This is a genomic window from Pseudomonas sp. B14(2017) (assembly GCF_002113255.1).
In the GTDB taxonomy this organism is placed as follows: Bacteria; Pseudomonadota; Gammaproteobacteria; order Pseudomonadales; family Pseudomonadaceae; genus Aquipseudomonas; species Aquipseudomonas putida_Z.
In genome coordinates, this window is record NZ_NEJY01000004.1 from 1 (window position 1) to 17,345 (window position 17,345).

Genomic DNA, 17,345 nt, shown 5'->3' on the forward strand with positions numbered 1-17,345 from the left:
CAGAATTGGCAGGCCGGAGCGTTCGCAGGCATTACAGGTGCCGTAGGTGTTGGGGATCTCTTCCTGCATGGCGATGTGGATGGCTTTGCTGATGCTCATCAGGAGTTCCTTTTCCAGTGATTTGACGCAACGGCCAAAACACTAGCGAGGAACGCCTTCGCGGGGGAGCAATGGGCTTCCTAAAACGTTGTAGGATTTTTCGCTTTAGTGCCCCTGTAGGAGCGGCCTTGCGTCGCGACGGGCTGCGCAGCAGCCCCAGGATCTTGAATGCGATAAAGGCCTATTGCCCCAACATCTGCCGCACCAGCCACTGCCCCGCCGGCCCGAGCGCGCGCCGGCTCGACCAGGCCACGTCCATGTCAACCCGTCGCGGGTACCCGGCCACCTGCAGCTCCACCAGCCCACTGCCAAACCGCGCCACCAGTGCCCTGGGCAGTTCGGCCCAGCCGAACCCGCGTACGGCGAACTCCAGCAGGGTGAGGTAGTCCGGTGCCGACCAGGCCTGGCCACGACCGTGGTGCAAGCTGGGGGCATAGGTCTTGATATACAGCTGCCGGACGTTCTCCAGGTGCTGCGTCTGCACCTGGGGCAAAGCCGCCAACGGATGCCCGCTGGCCACGTACACCCCAAACTCTGCCTGCTCGGGCAAGCGTGCCACGGCAACGTCAGCGGGGTAGCTGGGCTGGGTGGCAAGAATGCCGACATGTGCCAGGCCCTGCTGGATCAGCTCGATCACATCGGCATCTTCCGAGGGGCCGCAGCGCAGCTCGGTATGCGGGTAGTGCTGGGCGAAGCGGGCCATCACCGCGCCCTGGAAGGTCACGCTGTAGCTGTCCGACATCACCACCGAGACCAGAGCCTCGACATTTTCCGCCAGCCGCACCGCCAGGGCATCGAGCTGGGCGCTGGCATCGAGAATCGCCTCGACATGGCTCAGCACCTGCCGCCCAGCCTCGTTCAGCGTGGGGTGACGGCCGCCACGCTCGAACAACGGGCAACCCACATCGGCCTCGAAATTGGCGATGGCGATGCTGATGGTGGACTGGCTTTTGCGCAACTTGCGCGCCGCAGCGGAAAACGAACCTAGCGATGCAGCTTCGACAAAGGCGACCAGAGCTTCGGGTGAGTAGCGCATGGTATTGATAAAACCGATGGTAGCTATGTCGCGAGTATCAGTTCTATCAAAGAAAATAGGAAGCACGACTCACGCAATGGATGGAATTTGCAATGAAAAACGTCTCTTTCACCGAACGCCTGGTTCACGCCGTCGGTTATGAAGTGTTCGCCGTGCTGCTGTGTGCGCCGCTGTTGTCCTGGATCATGGGCAAGTCGCTGGCGACGGCGGGGGCGCTGGCGGTGTCCCTGTCGGTGATCGCCATGCTGTGGAACATGGTCTACAACGCGCTGGTCGATCGCTACGTGCGGGTCGAACGCATCCACTGGAAGGCCAGCGCACGCTTTGTGCACGGCCTGGGCTTCGAAGCCGGGCTGGTGGTGTGGTGCCTGCCGGTGGCGGCGTGGATGCTGGAGATTTCGTTGCTGCAGGCGTTCATGGTGGAGTTGGGCTTCTTCGTGATCATCCTGCCCTACACCGTGCTGTACAACTGGGCCTTCGACAAAGCCCGGCACCTGCTGATGCAGCGTCGCCTTGCATGAGAACTAACTGCCCTGCGCGGCCCCTCGATTTGTGCATTGTGCGGATATCCTGGGGCCGCTTCGCAGCCCTTTCGCGACACAAGGCCGCTCCTACAGGGACGGTGCAGGTTTCAGGAGCGGCTTTCGCCGCGAACACCGGCGCAGCCGGTGCCATCAGCCAATAAAAAACGGGGCATGCCATCGCTGGCCTACCCCGTTTTTCAAACCGTTAAAGCGCCTCAGGCAACCTTGACGATCCAGCCAGCCGGTGCTTCCACGTCACCGCTCTGGATACCGGTCAGCTCATTGTAGAGCTTCTGGGTAACCGGGCCGACCTTTTCCAGGTCGTGGAACACGTGCAGCTTGCCGTTGTACTCGATGCCGCCGATCGGGGTGATCACCGCAGCGGTACCGCAGGCGCCGGCTTCGATGAAGCGGTCCAGCTTGTTGATTTCCACATCGCCTTCGATCACGGTCAGGCCCAGGCGCGATTGCGCCAGTTCCATCAGCGACAGGCGGGTGATGCCTGGCAGCACCGAAGCCGATTTCGGGGTGACGAACTCGTTGTTGGCGGTGATGCCGAAGAAGTTGGCCGAACCGACTTCCTCGATCTTGGTGTGGGTCAGCGGGTCGAGGTAGATGGCGTCGGCGAAGTTGGCTTTCTTCGCTTCTGCACCCGGCTGCAGGCTGGCGGCGTAGTTGCCACCGACCTTGGCCGCGCCAGTGCCTTGTGGGGCTGCGCGGTCGAAGCTGGAGATCTGGAAGTTGTGCGGCTTCATGCCGCCCTTGAAGTACGAGCCAACCGGGATGGCGAAGATCGAGAAGATGAACTCGGGGGCGGTGCGCACGCCAATGTTGTCACCGGTGCCGATCACGAACGGACGCAGGTAGAGGGCGCCTTTACCATGCGGTGGCACGAACTTCTCGTTGGCCTTGACCACTTGCTTGCACGCCTCGATGAACACATCGGTCGGCACCTGCGGCATCAGCAGGCGGGCGCAGCTGCGCTGCATGCGGGCGGCGTTCTGGTCCGGGCGGAACAGGTTGATCGAACCGTCCTTGCAACGGTAGGCCTTGAGGCCTTCGAAGCACTGCTGGCCGTAGTGCAGGGCCGTGGAGCCTTCACTGATGTGCAGTACGTTGTCTTCGGTCAGGGTGCCTTTGTCCCACTCGCCATTGCGCCATACGGACAGGTAGCGTTTGTCGGTCTTGATGTAGTCGAAACCCAGCTTGTCCCAATTAATGCTTTCGTTGCTCATGACACCCTCATTGTCTTGCAAGTGCCCGATTGCTCGGGCTGCTGTTATATGCGCACCACGCCACCATAATACATCCGTGGCAGATCGGGAACGGCCAGTCACGAATTGATAGCCTGCAATGCATTCATTGCGGCTTCTACAGGTGCAGGTACTCGTCCAGCGCCAGCTGGTCGAGCAGTACCTGGTCGTGGGACGCCACCACCAGCGCCCCGCGAAACTGCCCGAGCATGTGTTCCAGTGCGGCCAGAGACGGCAGGTCCAGGTGGTTGCCCGGTTCGTCCAGCAGCAACAGGTCGAGCGGCCGTTCGCGGTACAGCACGGCGGCCAGTGCCGCCTTCATCCGCTCACCGCCGCTGAGCAGGCCGCTGGGCAGTTCGATGCGGGCCGCATCCAGGCCCAGTTGCGCCAGGCGGCTGCGCAAGTCGCCCTGGGCCAGGGTCGGGTTTGCCTGGCGCAGGTGGTCGAGCACGCTGGTGTGGCCTGGTAGTGCGCTGCAGTGCTGGTCGAGCAGGGCGGTTTCACCCCTGAGGCGCAGGCGCTCGGGCGGTGCTGGCAACTCACCGTTCATCAGCCTGAGCAGGGTGGATTTGCCACTGCCATTGGCGCCGACCAGGCCCAGCCGCTGGCCCAGGCACAAGCGCAGGTTCAGTGGTTTGCGCGTGCCGCGGGGCAGGTGCAGCGCCTGCAAGGCCAGCACTTCGCGGCCCGGATGACGCTGCGGCGTGGGTGCATGCAGGGTAATGGCGCTGTCCTGCTCGACTTCGCGGGCGGCGTCACGCACTTTGCCCTGCAGCGCCTGCCGGGCGTCGCGATGGTCGCGGCGCTGCTTGCCCGCAGTGGCCTGGCTGCGTTCCTGCTGGCGGTCGACCAGGATCTTGGCCTGGTTGGCGTGCCTGGCGTTGCGCCCGGCGCGGGCCTGATGACGTTCCAGGTCTTCGCGCTGGCGCTGCAGTTCGCGCGCCTGGCGTTGCTGCTCCTGTTTCAGCCGGGCAAGTTGCTGTTGGGCCTGTGCCGTCTGGCTGGCTTTTTGGGCCGAATAGAAGCTGTAGTTGCCGCCATAGGCCTGCAAGCCCAGGCTGGACAATTCGACGATGCGCGTCATGTGCGCGAGCAGGCTGCGATCATGGCTGATCACCAGCAAGCCCCGGTCCCAGGCTTCGATCATGCTCAGCAGTTGGGCGCGGGCGTTGCTGTCCAGGTGATTGCTCGGTTCGTCGAGGATCAGGTAGTCCGCTTCGCTGAGCCAGGCGCCGACCAGCGCCACGCGCATGGCCTGGCCACCGCTCAGGCTGTGGGCGGGCTGGTGCCAGTCGAGCTGGCCCAGGCCGTGGCGTTGCAGGTGCCCCTGCAATTGCTCGCGGATATCCCAGCGTTCGCCAACGGTGTCGAAGTCACTGGGTGCGACGCTGCCTTGCTCGATGCGCTCCAGCGCAGCGAGCACCGCGCCCACCTGGGCCAGGTCGGCGACCGTGGCGCTGTGCTCGATCACCTGCTGGTCCAGAAGATGGATGCGCCCAAGGCGCCGACACTGGCCGCTGCTTGGTTCGCGCTGGCCGGCAAGTATCTGCCCGAGCAGGCTCTTGCCCACACCGTTGCGCCCGACCAGGCCGGTGCGGCGTTGGTCGAAGGTTTCGCTGAGGTCGGTAAATAACAGCCTGCCGTCAGGCAAGGCCAAGGAGACGCTGTCCAGCGTCAGGATCGACGTGTTCGTCATGCACAACTCCACAAATGCCGCGACATCTCCGGAGCGAACCGGAGGCTGAAGACTGGCCGTCGAAGGGACGGCGGCATCAATGGCGCATTGGACGAACACCTCGTGACAGGGGAATGCGTAGCCTAACGGATAGAGGCATCGTTGTCGCCGGAAAACAGATTCCGCGAGTGCGCCGCGGCCCCTGTAGGAGCGGCCTTGTGTCGCGATAGGGCTGCGAAGCAGCCCCAGGGTTTCAGCATAGAGGCACAAATTGCTGGGGCTGCTTCGCAGCCCTATCGCGACACAAGGCCGCTCCTACAAGAGCCAGGACCGCGCATGCCCCTGGTTCAGCGCCCCATCAAGCGCTTGCTCCAGTCGCCCCCGTGGCTCTGCTGGCAGGCCTCTTCACTGTCAAACCGCACATGCCAGGCCGGATGATCCAGCTGAATGCCGGCTTGTTCCAAAGCCAGGCCGGTCAGCGCCAGCATGCGTACCTTCGCGTCGCCCGCCACGGCGGCGGACTTGTCGGCCTCTCGCTCGAACACCCAGGTAATACGCAGGCTGGCCGGAAAATCCTCGGGAGCAAGACGATGGGTAAGCCAGCTGAAACCGACGATCTCCGCCTTGGCGGTTTCGCAGGCTTCGGTCAGGCAAACCACCAGTTCACGCTCCAGGCGTGCCATATCGCGCTTGTTCAGGGGTTTCACCGGGGTGCCTCGCTGCTCAAAGCCACCACTGTAACGCAGTTGCGCCACTTGTTGTCGGCCAGCCCGACAGCAATGGTTGACCACCCGCCAGCCACTGCGTAGCCTTGCCACTTCGAGGTTCTTCGGCCAGGCCGAAGCTAAGACGGGAACGCGGTACAAGCCGCGGCTGCCCCCGCAACTGTAAGCACCGACAACGGATCGACACAGCCACTGCGCCCGCGCGCGGGAAGGCGTCATCCCGCCAGCCCGCTGCACCAGCGGGCACATGGAACGGTGCGAGCCAGGAGACCTGCCTCGTCACGTTTTCGACTTTCAACCGGGCGGGGTGATCCGGTGGCGAACAAGCCCGGCCGGTCTGGCCCGTGGCTGTCGTCCTGCATGCCCGCGCCAATCTGCCAAGGGCAATGCGACATGAAAACACTGGCCAAGCTCCCCGTCACCATCGTCACCGGCTTCCTCGGCTCGGGCAAGACTACCTTGCTGCGCCACATGCTCGACAACGCCCAGGGCCGCCGCATTGCGGTGATCGTCAACGAGTTCGGCGAACTGGGCATCGATGGCGAAATCCTCAAGCAGTGCAGCATCGGTTGCACCGAAGAAGAAGCCACCGGCCGCGTCTACGAGCTGGCCAACGGCTGCCTGTGCTGCACGGTGCAGGAAGAGTTCTTCCCGGTGATGCGCGAGCTGGTGGCACGCCGTGGCGACCTGGACCATATCCTCATCGAAACCAGCGGCCTGGCCCTGCCCAAACCGCTGGTGCAAGCCTTCCAGTGGCCGGAAATCCGCAATGCCTGCACCGTCGACGCGGTGATCACGGTGGTCGATAGCCCTGCGGTGGCCGCCGGTACCTTCGCCGCCTACCCGGACCAGGTCGATGCCCAGCGCAAGCTCGACCCCAACCTGGACCACGAGTCGCCGCTGCACGAACTGTTCGCCGACCAGCTGGCCAGCGCCGACCTGGTGGTGCTGAACAAGGCCGACCTGATCAACGCCGAAGGCCTGGCCAAGGTCCGCGCCGAGGTGGCCGAAGAACTGCCGCCGGCGGTCAAGGTGATCGAGGCCAGCAGCGGCAAGCTGCCGCTGGAGGTGCTGCTGGGCGTGGGCGCCGAGTCCGAGGCGCACATCGATGGCCGCCGTACCCACCACGATTCGCATCATGACGGCGATGACCATGACGATCATGACCACGACGCCTTCGACTCCATCTCCATCGACCTGCCCGAAGCCGACGAAAGCCTGCTGCTCGACGCCCTGACCCAGCTGGTGGTGGAATTCGGCATCCTGCGCGCCAAAGGCTTCGCTGCCATCCCGGGCAAGCCGATGCGCCTGCTGGTACAAGGCGTGGGCACCCGTTTCGACAAGCACTTCGACCGCGCCTGGCGCGCCGACGAGCCGCGCATCACCCGCCTGGTGCTGATCGGCCAGGACCTCGACGCCGCCCAGCTGGAAGCGCGCCTGCGCCAGGCACTGGGCGCCTGACCCATGCACCTGCTGCGGACCCAGCCCGGCGGCTTCGTGCCGGATGACAGCATTGCCGACCTCGGCCAGACGCCCGCCGAGCTGGTGATTCTCTGCAGCGGCGATTCGCACCTGGCATTGCTCGCCGATACCGCCGAGCAATTGCCCGAGGATTACCCCAGCCTGCGCCTGGCCAACCCGATGCAGGTACAGAACCATGCCTCGGTCGACCTGTACGTCGACCAGGTGCTGCGCCATGCCAAAGTCATCCTGGTGTCGCTGCACGGCGGCGTCGGCTACTGGCGCTATGGCGTCGAGCAACTGGTCGAGCTGGCTGGCCGTGGCGTGCAACTGATCCTGGTGCCGGGCGACGACCGCCCGGACCCGGAGCTGACCAGCCTGGGCAGTGTCAGCGGCGAGCAGGCCGAGCGCCTCTGGCACTACCTGCGCCAGGGCGGCAAGGCCAACGCCATCAACCTGTTCAACTGCCTGGCCAGCCAGTGGCTGGGCCGCGACTATGCCTGGGACGAGCCGCAGCCTTTGCCGCGCACCGCCGTGTATCACCCGGCCAAGGGCAGCGCCACGCTGGAGGACTGGTACCCGCAGTGGCATCCCGAACAGCCGGTAGCACCACTGCTGTTCTACCGCTCGCACCTGCAGGCGGCCAACACCGCGTTCATCGATGTGTTCTGCCAGCGCCTGCAGGCCGCCGGGCTCAACCCGTTGCCGATCGCCGTGGCCAGCCTCAAGGAAAGCGCCTGCCTGGAGCAGGTCGAAGCCTGGCTGGACGAGGTGGGTGCCGAAGTGCTGGTCAACACCACCGGCTTTGCCCTGTCCAGCCCCGAACGGCCCAACCTGCGCCCGTTCCGTCGCGACATCCCGGTGCTGCAGGCCATCTGCGCGCAAGACAACCAGCCCGGCTGGGAAGCCAGCGAGCAGGGCCTGGGGGCGCGTGACCTGGCCATGCACATTGCCCTGCCCGAACTGGACGGGCGCATCATCACCCGCCCGGTCAGTTTCAAGGACATGGCCTGGCGCAGCGAGCGCAGCCAGTCCGACGTGGTCTGCTACCGCGCCCACCCCGAGCGCATGGACTTTGTCGCCGAACTGGCCCGCCGCTGGGTCGAACTGGCGCGCCTGCCGAATGCGCAAAAGCGCGTGGCCCTGGTGCTGGCCAACTACCCGACCTGCGATGGCCGCATTGGCAACGGCGTTGGCCTGGACACGCCAGCGGCGGCGCTGAACATCCTCAAGGCCCTGCAGGCCGAAGGCTATCCGCTGGCCGACTTGCCGGGCAGCGGTACGCAACTGATCCACCAGTTGCTCGGCGGCGTGACCAACGACCTCGACCATCTGGACCTGCGCCCCTGCGCGCAGAGCCTGAGCCTGGCCGACTACCAGGCCGCCTTCGAGCGCCTGCCCGAGGCCAACCGCCAGGCCGTGCTGGAGCGCTGGGGGCCACCGCAGCAGGACCTTATGTACCGCAGTGGCCGGCTAATGGTGGCCGGCCTGCGCTTTGGCTTGACCTTCGTCGGCATCCAGCCGGCGCGGGGCTACCAGGTTGACCCCAGCGCGGTGTACCACGACCCGGACCTGGTGCCGCCGCACGGCTACCTGGCGTTTCACTTCTGGCTGCGCCATGCCTTTGCCGCCGACGCGGTGATCCACGTCGGCAAGCACGGCAACCTCGAATGGCTGCCCGGCAAGGGCGTCGGGTTGTCGGCGCAGTGCTGGCCGGACGCCTTGCTCGGCCCGCTGCCAAATATCTACCCGTTCATCGTCAACGACCCGGGCGAGGGTGCCCAGGCCAAGCGCCGCACCCAGGCGGTGATCATCGACCACCTGATGCCGCCGCTGACCCGTGCCGAAACCTATGGCCCGTTGCGCCACCTGGAGCAATTGGCCGACGAGTTCTACGAAGCGCAGCTGCTCGACCCGCGGCGCGCCCGGGAGTTGCAGCGCGACATTCTCGAACTGGTCAAGGCCAACCACATCGACCGCGAACTGCAACTGGAAGGCCAACTAGACGATGCCGCCGTGTGGCTGCCGCGCCTGGACACCTACCTGTGCGACCTGAAGGAATCGCAGATTCGCGATGGCCTGCATGTGTTCGGCCAGTCCCCGGAAGGGCGGCTGCGCCTGGATACCCTGCTGGCGCTGTTGCGGGTCGAGCGTGGCGACGGTCGCGGTGGCAATGCCAGCCTGCTGCGGGCTTTGGCCAAGGCGCTGGTGCCGGGTTTCGACCCGCTCGATTGCGAACTCGGGCAGCCATGGCAGGGCGCACGCCCCGAGCAGTTGCAGGCCATGAGCAGCGAGCCCTGGCGCACCTGTGGCGATACCCGCGAACGCCTCGAAGTGTTGGCGCTGCAGGTAATCGACCAGGCGCTGGGCGGAACAGCACAGTTACCAGCCCAGAGCGAATGGCAGCCGGTGCACGATGTGGTGCAGGCGCTGCGCGAAGCGGTGGCACCCAGCCTGGACGCCTGCGGCAGCGCCGAAATGAATGGCCTGCTGGCGGCGCTGGCCGGGCGTTTCGTGCCCGCCGGCCCCAGTGGCGCGCCCAGCCGTGGGCGCCTGGACGTGCTGCCCACCGGTCGCAACTTCTATACCGTGGACGTGCGCAACCTGCCCACCACCACCGCCTGGCGCCTGGGCTTCGCCTCGGCCAACCTGATCCTCGAACGCCACCTGCAGGACCACGGCGATCACCTGCGCCAACTCGGCCTTTCGGTGTGGGGCACGGCAACCATGCGTACCGGTGGCGACGACATCGCCCAGGCCATGGCGCTGATGGGCGTGCGACCGGTGTGGGCCACCGGCAGCCAGCGGGTCGACGATTTCGAGATCCTGCCGCTCAGCCTGCTCGACCGCCCGCGGGTGGACGTGACCTTGCGCGTTTCCGGCTTTTTCCGTGATGCCTTCGGCAACCTCATCCGCCTGTTCGATGCCGCAGTGCAGGCGGTGGCCGCGCTGGACGAACCCGACGATCTCAACCCCCTGGCCGCCCGCGTGCGTAGCGAGCGTGCCGCGCTGCAGGCGCAGGGCGTGGACGCCGAGCAGGCCGCGCGCCAGGCTGGCTGGCGGGTGTTCGGTGCCAAGCCCGGGGCCTACGGCGCCGGGGTGCAGAACGCCATCGACGGGCGCCTGTGGCACAGCCGCGACGACCTGGCCGAGGTCTACCTCAACCACGGCGGCTATGCCTACGGCACCAGCGACGACGGTACTCCGGCCCGCGCCCAGTTCGCCCAGCGCCTGGCCAAGGTGCAGGCGGTGCTGCAGAACCAGGACAACCACGAACACGACCTGCTCGATTCCAACGACTACTACCAGTTCCAGGGTGGCATGCTGGCGGCGTCGGAAACCTTGTCCGGTGCGGCAGTGGCCAGTTACCACGGCGACCACAGCCAGGCCGACCGGCCGCGCATCCGCACCCTCAAGGAAGAGCTGAACCGGGTCATCCGCGCCCGGGCGCTGAACCCGAAGTGGATCGACGGGGTCAAGCGCCATGGCTACAAAGGCGCCTTCGAGATGGCGGCGACGGTCGACAACCTGTTCGCCTTCGACGCCACCACGCAGCTGATCGACGACCATCATTACCAGGCGCTGGCCGATGCCTACGTGCTCGACCCGGCGACCCGCGACTTCATGCGCGAGCACAACCCCGAGGCCCTGCGCGACCTTACCGAGCGTTTGCTGGAGGCCCAGCAGCGCGGCCTGTGGCAGGCGCCTGGCGACTACCGCGAAGCCCTCGAGGAACAACTGCTCGACGGCGAGGAACAGGCTTGAAATGAGTGAACCCGTGCAATTTCCACTGGCAGCCGTGGTCGGTGCCGACGACCTGAAACTGGCGCTGTGCCTGACCGCCATCGACCCGAAGATCGGCGGCGTGCTGATCGAGGGGCCGCGTGGCATGGCCAAGAGCACCCTGGCCCGTGGCCTGGCCGACCTGCTCGGCGAGGGCCCGTTCGTCACCCTGCCACTGGGCGCCAGCGAAGAACGGTTGGTCGGCACCCTCGACCTGGATGCCGCGCTGGGGCAGGGCAAGGCGCAGTTTTCCCCGGGGGTGCTGGCCCAGGCCGATGGCGGCGTGCTGTATGTCGATGAGGTCAACCTGCTGCCCGATACCCTGGTCGACCTGCTGCTCGACGTGGCGGCCAGTGGCACCAACCGCATCGAGCGCGACGGCATCTCGCACCGGCACAGCGCCCGCTTCGTACTGATCGGCACCATGAACCCGGAGGAGGGCGATCTGCGCCCGCAGTTGCTCGACCGCTTTGGCCTCAACGTGGCCCTGGAAGGCTTGCCCGAGCCTGAGGCGCGTCAGCAGATCATTCGCCGCCGCCTGGCCTTCGACAGCGACCCGCAGGCCTTCTGCGCGCAATGGGCCGAGGCCCAGGCGCAATTGCGCGAGCGCTGCCAGGCGGCGCGCCAGGCCCTGGCCGGCATTGCCCTGGACGACCAGGCGCTGGCCTGGATCACCGAACGCTGCTACGCCGCCGGGGTCGACGGCCTGCGCGCCGACCTGGTCTGGCTGCGCGCTGCACGCGCCCACTGTGCCTGGCGCGGTGGCGAGGCCATCGAAGAGGCCGATGTCGATGCAGTGGCCGAGTTCGCCTTGCGCCATCGCCGGCGCGTTGCGCCCCAGGCCAACCCCCCTGCAGCACCGCAGCAGCCTGAGCAACAACCCGATCGGCAAGGCGCAGGCAACCCTGGCGAACAGGGCGGGCAGGGCGACTGGGGCGCGATGGCGGCGCAGCCGGTGGCCAGCGGCGCCCGCCGCGAGGTGCCGAACTGGGCAAAAAAGCCCTGAGCATCCCCCAGCCACCTGCCAAAGGGGCGGATGCCAAAGCAGGCGCAGGCAAGCAGTACGGTGCCAGCCGAGGGCGGTCGCGCAGTGCCACGGCCGGTCGGGTGGCCTGGCTGCCGACCCTGCTCAAGGGCCGGCCACGCCAGCGCCAGGACCTGTGCTGGCAACAACGCCAGAGCAGGCCCGCAGAACTGTGGCTGATAATCGTCGATGCGTCGGCCTCGACCCGCCGCCACCAGGCGTTGGCACAAACCAAAGGGCTGCTGGCGGCGCTGTTCGACCAGGCCTACCGCCAGCGTGCCCGGCTGGCCCTGCTTACCGCCAGCGGGCGCACGCCGCAGTGGCAGCGCCACGGCCTGAAGGCCTCGGCCGCTTTGCAACCCTGGCTGCAAGCCTTGGGTGCCGGTGGCGGCACGCCGTTGATCGCAGCACTGGAACAGGCTCGGCACTGGTTGCAGGCGCGGCAACGGGCCCACCCTGAAGAAGCATTGCGCTGCCTGGTGTTTACCGACGGTCGCCTGCAGCACTGGAATGCCGTGCAACCAATGCCGTGTGCCACTTTGCTGGTGGATATGGAACTGGCGCCAGTGCGCCTGGGCCGTGCGCAGCGTCTGGCGCAACAACTTCAGGCTGATTACCAGCACCTGCAACAGTTCAGGTTGGTGGATTGAAAAAGTATCGATGCGACACTATGTCGCAATAAGAAAAGTTGCCAGAACAGCAACTCGGAAGTTGTACAAGTGCGTGGCGGTGCACGCACTTGGTTTGCCGGCCGATATTATTTCGGCATCGACCACGGTTGCAGGTCGTAACCTTTTTCGCACAGTTCGGCGCGCACTTCCTCGATCAGGCTGGCCCATTGGGCCGGGTCGGAGTAGATACGCGAGGACACTTGCTTGCTGCCGATGCGGGTGCTGGTCCGGTCGATCACTGCCAGGCTCAGTTCACCAGTACCGTTGGGTGCATCCCAGGCTACGCACTGGAAAGGTTCGAAGGCGTGGTCGGCAATCAGCAGTGCTTCGTTGACACGGAGCGGGGCATTCATGGTTCGGTCTCTCTATGGTCCCAAACATCCAGGTAAGTCCGCGTTGCTTCAAAGTCGCCTCGGTTATCGCGAAGTGCAGCGCGGGGTTATGTGTACTGATGCTCGTTGTCCGGGGGCGAGTCACACATTGGTTGTAAAAAAATTTGCCAGGTTCGAATCCGTTCTTGCCCATGCCGCCATGTGATGTCGATAAAGTGCGAAAATTCCCGTCACTGATTGTAAAAAAATGATTCGGCAGACAGACGGTACTGGGAACCGTCAACTTCGTTGCTACTGTTAATCGGGCGCCACAACTTACTGTTTTATTTCACAAAACCGAAAACTGGCGCCAAGGATCGGTCATGCAGCAGCCTGCCGCTCTACGCCGTTTGCTCATCGTCGACCCCTGCGATGACTGCCACCGTTTGTTGCCTGGATTGCGCAGCGCAGGCTGGGATGTGGACAGCTGCATGCTCGGTGCCGCGCTGGATCATCCTTGCGATGTGGGCCTGTTGCGCTTGCAGGCGTCGCACCTCAGGCGCCCGGACGGGGTCAAGGACTTGATCAAGCGCAGCAACACCGAATGGATTGCCGTGCTCAGCGCCGAACAGCTGCGCATGCCGGCCGTCGGCGATTTCGTTTGTGAATGGTTCTTCGACTTCCACACCTTGCCGTTCGACGTTTCCCGCGTGCAGGTTACCTTGGGCCGGGCCTTCGGCATGGCGCGCCTGCGTGGCAAAGGGGTGGCGAGGGTGGATGAAACCAGCCACGAGCTGCTCGGTGACAGCCGCCCGATCCGCGAGTTGCGCAAGCTGCTGGGCAAGTTGGCGCCTACTGAATCGCCGGTGCTGATCCGCGGTGAAAGCGGTACCGGCAAGGAACTGGTGGCCCGCACCCTGCACCGTCAGTCGCAACGCAGCGAGCAGCCATTCATTGCCATCAACTGCGGGGCGATCCCCGAGCACCTGATCCAGTCGGAACTGTTCGGCCATGAGAAGGGCGCCTTCACCGGTGCTCATCAGCGCAAGGCCGGGCGCATCGAAGCGGCCCATGGTGGAACGTTGTTCCTCGACGAAATTGGCGACCTGCCGCTGGAGTTGCAGGCCAACTTGCTGCGTTTTCTGCAGGAAAAGCACATCGAGCGCGTGGGGGGCAGCCAGCCGATCCCGGTGGATGTGCGGGTGCTGGCGGCAACCCACGTGGACCTGGAAAGGGCCATTGAGCAAGGGCGCTTTCGCGAAGACCTGTATTACCGCCTGAACGTGTTGCAGGTAGTGACCGCGCCTTTGCGCGACCGGCATGGCGACCTGTCGATGCTGGCCAGCCATTTTGCCCATTTCTACAGCCTGGAAACCGGGCGTCGACCGCGTTCGTTCAGCGACCATGCCCTGGCGGCCATGGGCCGGCATGACTGGCCGGGCAATGTCCGCGAGTTGGCCAACCGGGTGCGGCGCGGGTTGGTGCTGGCCGAAGGTCGGCAAATAGAGGCGCAGGACCTGGGATTGCAGACCCTCGACCAGATGCAGCAACCGCTGGGTACGCTGGAGGAGTACAAGCACCGGGCCGAGCGCCAGGCGCTGTGCGATGTACTCAGCCGGCATAGTAGCAACCTGAGCGTGGCGGCCAAGGTGCTAGGTATATCCCGGCCGACTTTCTATCGGTTGCTGCACAAGCATCAGATTCGCTGAGCAGCAGCGCAAAAGGTCATGCGGTCCCTGTGGGAGCGGGCATGCCCGCGAAGCAGGCGCCGCGGTGGATGGCACCGGCTACGCCGGTGTTCGCGGGCATGCCCGCTCCCACACTGACCGTGTAGGCTTCAAGGTCTTTGATTCAGGCCATTGCCTCTACAGGCCTGGCGCCAGCCCCGGGACCTTGCGCGATCCCTGTGGGAGCGGGCATGCCCGCGAAGTAGGCGCCGCGGTGGATGGCACCGGCTACGCCGGTGTTCGCGGGCATGCCCGCTCCTACACTGACCGTGCAGGCTTCAAGGTCTTTGATTCAGGCCATTGCCACTACAGGCCTGGCGCCAGCCCCGGGACCTTGCGCGATCCCTGTGGGAGCGGGCATGCCCGCGAAGTAGGCGCCGCGGTGGATGGCACCGGCTACGCCGGTGTTCGCGGGCATGCCCGCTCCTACACTGACTGTGTAGGCTTTAAGGTCTTTGATTTAGGCCATTGCCTCTACAGGCCTGGCGCCAGCCCCGGGACCTTGCGCGATCCCTGTGGGAGCGGGCATGCCCGCGAAGCAGGCGCCGCGGTGGATGGCACCGGCTACGCCGGTGTTCGCGGGCATGCCCGCTCCCACACTGACCGTGCAGGCTTCAAGGTCTTTGATTCAGGCCATTGCCCCTACAGGCCTGGCGCCAGCCCCGGGACCTTGCGCGATCCCTGTGGGAGCGGGCATGCCCGCGAAGCAGGCGCTGCGGTGAATGGCACCGGCTACGCCGGTGTTCGCGGGTAAACCCGCTCCCACACTGACCGTGTAGGCTTCAAGGTCTTTGATTCAGGCCATTGCCACTACAGGCATGGCGCCAAGCCTGGGCCTTGCGCGATCCCTGTGGGAGCGGGTTCACCCGCGAAGCAGGCGCCGCGGTGGATGGCACCGGCTACGCCGGTGTTCGCGGGCATGCCCGCTCCCACACTGACCGTGTAGGCTTCAAGGTCTTTGATTCAGGCCATTGCCACTACAGGCATGGCGCCAGCCCCAGGACCTTGCGCGATCCCTGTGGGAGCGGGCATGCCCGCGAAGCAGGCGCCGCGGTGGATGGCACCGGCTACGCCGGTGTTCGCGGGTAAACCCGCTCCCACAGTGACCGTGCAGGCTTCAAGGTCTTTGATTCAGGCCATTGCCTTTACAGACATGGCGCTAGCCCCGGGGCCTTGCGCGATCCCTGTGGGAGCGGGCATGCCCGCGAAGCAGGCGCTGCGGTGGATGGCACCGGCTACGCCGGTGTTCGCGGGTAAACCCGCTCCCACATTGACCGTGCAGGCTTCAAGGTCTTTGATTCAGGCCATTGCCTGTACACGCATGGCGCCAAGCCTGGGCCTTGCGCGATCCCTGTGGGAGCGGGTTCACCCGCGAAGCAGGCGCCGCGGTGGATGGCACCGGCTACGCCGGTGTTCGCGGGTAAACCCGCTCCCACACTGACCGTGCAGGCTTCAAGGTCTTTGATTCAGGTCATTGCCTGTACACGCATGGCGCCAGCCCCTGGGCCTTGCGCGATCCCTGTGGGAGCGGGTTCACCCGCGAAGCAGGCGCCGCGGTGGATGGCACCGGCTACGCCGGTGTTCGCGGGCATGCCCGTCTCCCACACTGACCGTGCAGGCTTCAAGGTCTTCTACAGGCATGGCGCCAAGCCTAGGCCCTGCGCGATCCCTGTAGGAGCGGCCTTGTGTCGCGATCGGGCGCGAAGCGGCCGCCAAACCTGCATCCCGTATCTCCAGTACACACGGCAGCGCCTGAATTGCGGCCGCTGCGCGCCCGATCGCGACACAAGGCCGCTCCTACACCGGACAGGCTTCACAATTATTAACAAAGTATCAAATGAGACAAAATTGACTCATTTTGCCTTCGCCAATATCATTCGGGCCGTTTTTCCATCTAAAGCTCGGGTGAATCATGAGCAACTTGCGTGCAATAGGAATGGCCAGCTGCCTGGCGGCAGCAGTCGCGCTGGCCGGCTGCGGCGAAGCGGAAGCGCCGCCGTCTGCGGCCCAAAGCGCCTTTCCGGTGCAGACCGTGACGGTCGCCAGCGAACCCCTGACCCTGGCGGCAACCCTGCCGGGCCGGGTCGAACCCATGCGTGTCGCCGAGGTGCGCGCACGGGTGGCCGGCATCGTCCTGCACAAGCGTTTTGAAGAGGGCGCCGACGTCAAGGCCGGCGATGTGCTGTTCCAGATCGACCCTGCGCCATTCAAGGCCGCGCTGGCACGCGCCGAAGCCGACCTGGCCAAAGCCCGGTCGGTAATGCTCGAAGTCCAGGCGCGGGTGCGCCGCTACGAACCCTTGGTGAAAATCGAGGCGGTCAGCCAGCAGGATTTCGACACCGCCAGCGCCGAGCTGCGCAGCGGCCAGGCCGCGGTGCGTTCGGCCCAGGCCGATGTCGAGACCGCGCGCCTGAACCTGGGCTATGCCACGGTCAAGGCGCCGATCTCTGGCCGCATCGGCCGCGCACTGGTCACCGAAGGTGCACTGGTAGGGCAGGGTGACGCCACGCTCATGGCGCGTATCCAGCAGCTCGACCCGATCTACGTCGATTTCACCCAGTCCGCCGCCGATGCCTTGCGCCTGCGCCAGGCACTGAAGGACGGCGCGCTGGCGGCCGGTGACCAGCAGGCCCTGACCGCCCAGGTGGAAGGCACTGACTATGAGCGCCCGGGCGCGCTGATGTTCACCGACGTCGCGGTCGACCGCGGTACCGGCCAGGTCACCCTGCGTGGCCGCTTCGACAACGCCGACGGCATCCTGCTGCCGGGCATGTACGTGCGCGTGCGCACCCCGCAAGGCACCGACAACCAAGCCATCCTCGTCCCGCAGCGCGCCATCCAGCGCGGCAGCGACGGTGAAGCGCGGGTGATGCTGGTGGGCATTGGCGGGGTTGCCGAGGCGCGCAGCGTGCGCACCGGTGCCATGCACGGTGCCCGCTGGCAGGTGACCGAGGGCCTGCGCCCGGGTGACCAGGTGATCGTTGGCAGCCCTGCCGGCCTGGCCCCGGGCATGCCGGTGGCACCGGCCCCGGCGCAACAAGCCGCGGCGCGTTGAG

Annotated in this window: 12 protein-coding genes and 1 riboswitch; of the genes, 7 read left to right on the forward strand and 5 right to left on the reverse strand. The window is 65.7% G+C overall.

Features of this window, described 5'->3' with window-relative positions:
- Positions 1–280 precede the first annotated feature (280 nt).
- The gene (locus tag CAG34_RS04720; protein ID WP_085588381.1) at positions 281–1,135 is read right to left on the reverse strand and encodes a LysR family transcriptional regulator; all 855 of its coding nucleotides are present in this window, start codon (positions 1,133–1,135) and stop codon (positions 281–283) included.
- A 92-nt stretch (positions 1,136–1,227) separates the two neighbouring features.
- Between CAG34_RS04720 and CAG34_RS04725 the strand changes: the two genes are divergently transcribed.
- Complete coding sequence (locus CAG34_RS04725; protein ID WP_085588383.1) at positions 1,228–1,656, forward strand: multidrug/biocide efflux PACE transporter; 429 nt, start codon at positions 1,228–1,230, stop codon at positions 1,654–1,656.
- A gap of 218 nt (positions 1,657–1,874) precedes the next feature.
- On the opposite strand, the gene CAG34_RS04730 is transcribed toward CAG34_RS04725, so the two are convergent.
- The 3 genes from CAG34_RS04730 to CAG34_RS04740 all read right to left on the reverse strand — a co-directional run bounded on the left by CAG34_RS04730 (position 1,875) and on the right by CAG34_RS04740 (position 5,294).
- On the reverse strand, positions 1,875–2,894 hold the full coding sequence (locus CAG34_RS04730) for a branched-chain amino acid aminotransferase (RefSeq protein ID WP_013972500.1): 1,020 nt from the start codon (positions 2,892–2,894) through the stop codon (positions 1,875–1,877).
- Positions 2,895–3,030: 136 nt separating this feature from the next.
- Positions 3,031–4,608 carry an ATP-binding cassette domain-containing protein gene (locus CAG34_RS04735; protein ID WP_085588384.1) on the reverse strand — a complete coding sequence of 526 codons (1,578 nt, stop codon included), beginning with the start codon at positions 4,606–4,608 and terminating at the stop codon, positions 3,031–3,033.
- A gap of 326 nt (positions 4,609–4,934) precedes the next feature.
- Positions 4,935–5,294 carry a hypothetical protein gene (locus CAG34_RS04740; RefSeq protein WP_085588739.1) on the reverse strand — a complete coding sequence of 120 codons (360 nt, stop codon included), beginning with the start codon at positions 5,292–5,294 and terminating at the stop codon, positions 4,935–4,937.
- Positions 5,295–5,392: 98 nt separating this feature from the next.
- Positions 5,393–5,606, forward strand: a riboswitch (cobalamin riboswitch).
- 99 nt (positions 5,607–5,705) lie between these two features.
- Between CAG34_RS04740 and cobW the strand changes: the two genes are divergently transcribed.
- From cobW to CAG34_RS04760, 4 genes are all read left to right on the forward strand, one after another.
- The gene (gene cobW, locus CAG34_RS04745; protein WP_085588386.1) at positions 5,706–6,773 is read left to right on the forward strand and encodes a cobalamin biosynthesis protein CobW; all 1,068 of its coding nucleotides are present in this window, start codon (positions 5,706–5,708) and stop codon (positions 6,771–6,773) included.
- Between the two features lie 3 nt (positions 6,774–6,776).
- The gene (cobN, locus tag CAG34_RS04750; RefSeq protein ID WP_085588388.1) at positions 6,777–10,538 is read left to right on the forward strand and encodes a cobaltochelatase subunit CobN; all 3,762 of its coding nucleotides are present in this window, start codon (positions 6,777–6,779) and stop codon (positions 10,536–10,538) included.
- A gap of 1 nt (position 10,539) precedes the next feature.
- Entirely contained in the window at positions 10,540–11,562 is a 1,023-nt protein-coding gene (locus tag CAG34_RS04755) for an ATP-binding protein (protein ID WP_085588390.1), read from the forward strand.
- A 101-nt stretch (positions 11,563–11,663) separates the two neighbouring features.
- Positions 11,664–12,230 (forward strand): VWA domain-containing protein, encoded by a 567-nt coding sequence (locus tag CAG34_RS04760; RefSeq protein WP_085588392.1) that lies wholly within the window; start codon positions 11,664–11,666, stop codon positions 12,228–12,230.
- Positions 12,231–12,337: 107 nt separating this feature from the next.
- On the opposite strand, the gene CAG34_RS04765 is transcribed toward CAG34_RS04760, so the two are convergent.
- Entirely contained in the window at positions 12,338–12,604 is a 267-nt protein-coding gene (locus CAG34_RS04765; protein WP_013972506.1) for a hypothetical protein, read from the reverse strand.
- A gap of 341 nt (positions 12,605–12,945) precedes the next feature.
- Between CAG34_RS04765 and CAG34_RS04770 the strand changes: the two genes are divergently transcribed.
- Together CAG34_RS04770 and CAG34_RS04785 are read left to right on the forward strand one after the other, a co-directional pair.
- The gene (locus CAG34_RS04770; RefSeq protein WP_085588394.1) at positions 12,946–14,271 is read left to right on the forward strand and encodes a sigma-54 dependent transcriptional regulator; all 1,326 of its coding nucleotides are present in this window, start codon (positions 12,946–12,948) and stop codon (positions 14,269–14,271) included.
- A 1,930-nt stretch (positions 14,272–16,201) separates the two neighbouring features.
- Positions 16,202–17,344 carry a MexC family multidrug efflux RND transporter periplasmic adaptor subunit gene (locus CAG34_RS04785; RefSeq protein ID WP_085588398.1) on the forward strand — a complete coding sequence of 381 codons (1,143 nt, stop codon included), beginning with the start codon at positions 16,202–16,204 and terminating at the stop codon, positions 17,342–17,344.
- The last annotated feature ends 1 nt before the right edge of the window (position 17,345 follow it).

Coding starts and splice junctions, on each gene's coding strand:
- CAG34_RS04720 (WP_085588381.1), bottom strand. CDS start 1,135: ATGCGCTACTCACCCGAAGCTCTGGTCGCCTTTGTCGAAGCTGCATCG.
- CAG34_RS04725 (WP_085588383.1), top strand. CDS start 1,228: ATGAAAAACGTCTCTTTCACCGAACGCCTGGTTCACGCCGTCGGTTAT.
- CAG34_RS04730 (WP_013972500.1), bottom strand. CDS start 2,894: ATGAGCAACGAAAGCATTAATTGGGACAAGCTGGGTTTCGACTACATC.
- CAG34_RS04735 (WP_085588384.1), bottom strand. CDS start 4,608: ATGACGAACACGTCGATCCTGACGCTGGACAGCGTCTCCTTGGCCTTG.
- cobW (WP_085588386.1), top strand. CDS start 5,706: ATGAAAACACTGGCCAAGCTCCCCGTCACCATCGTCACCGGCTTCCTC.
- cobN (WP_085588388.1), top strand. CDS start 6,777: ATGCACCTGCTGCGGACCCAGCCCGGCGGCTTCGTGCCGGATGACAGC.
- CAG34_RS04755 (WP_085588390.1), top strand. CDS start 10,540: ATGAGTGAACCCGTGCAATTTCCACTGGCAGCCGTGGTCGGTGCCGAC.
- CAG34_RS04765 (WP_013972506.1), bottom strand. CDS start 12,604: ATGAATGCCCCGCTCCGTGTCAACGAAGCACTGCTGATTGCCGACCAC.
- CAG34_RS04770 (WP_085588394.1), top strand. CDS start 12,946: ATGCAGCAGCCTGCCGCTCTACGCCGTTTGCTCATCGTCGACCCCTGC.
- CAG34_RS04785 (WP_085588398.1), top strand. CDS start 16,202: ATGAGCAACTTGCGTGCAATAGGAATGGCCAGCTGCCTGGCGGCAGCA.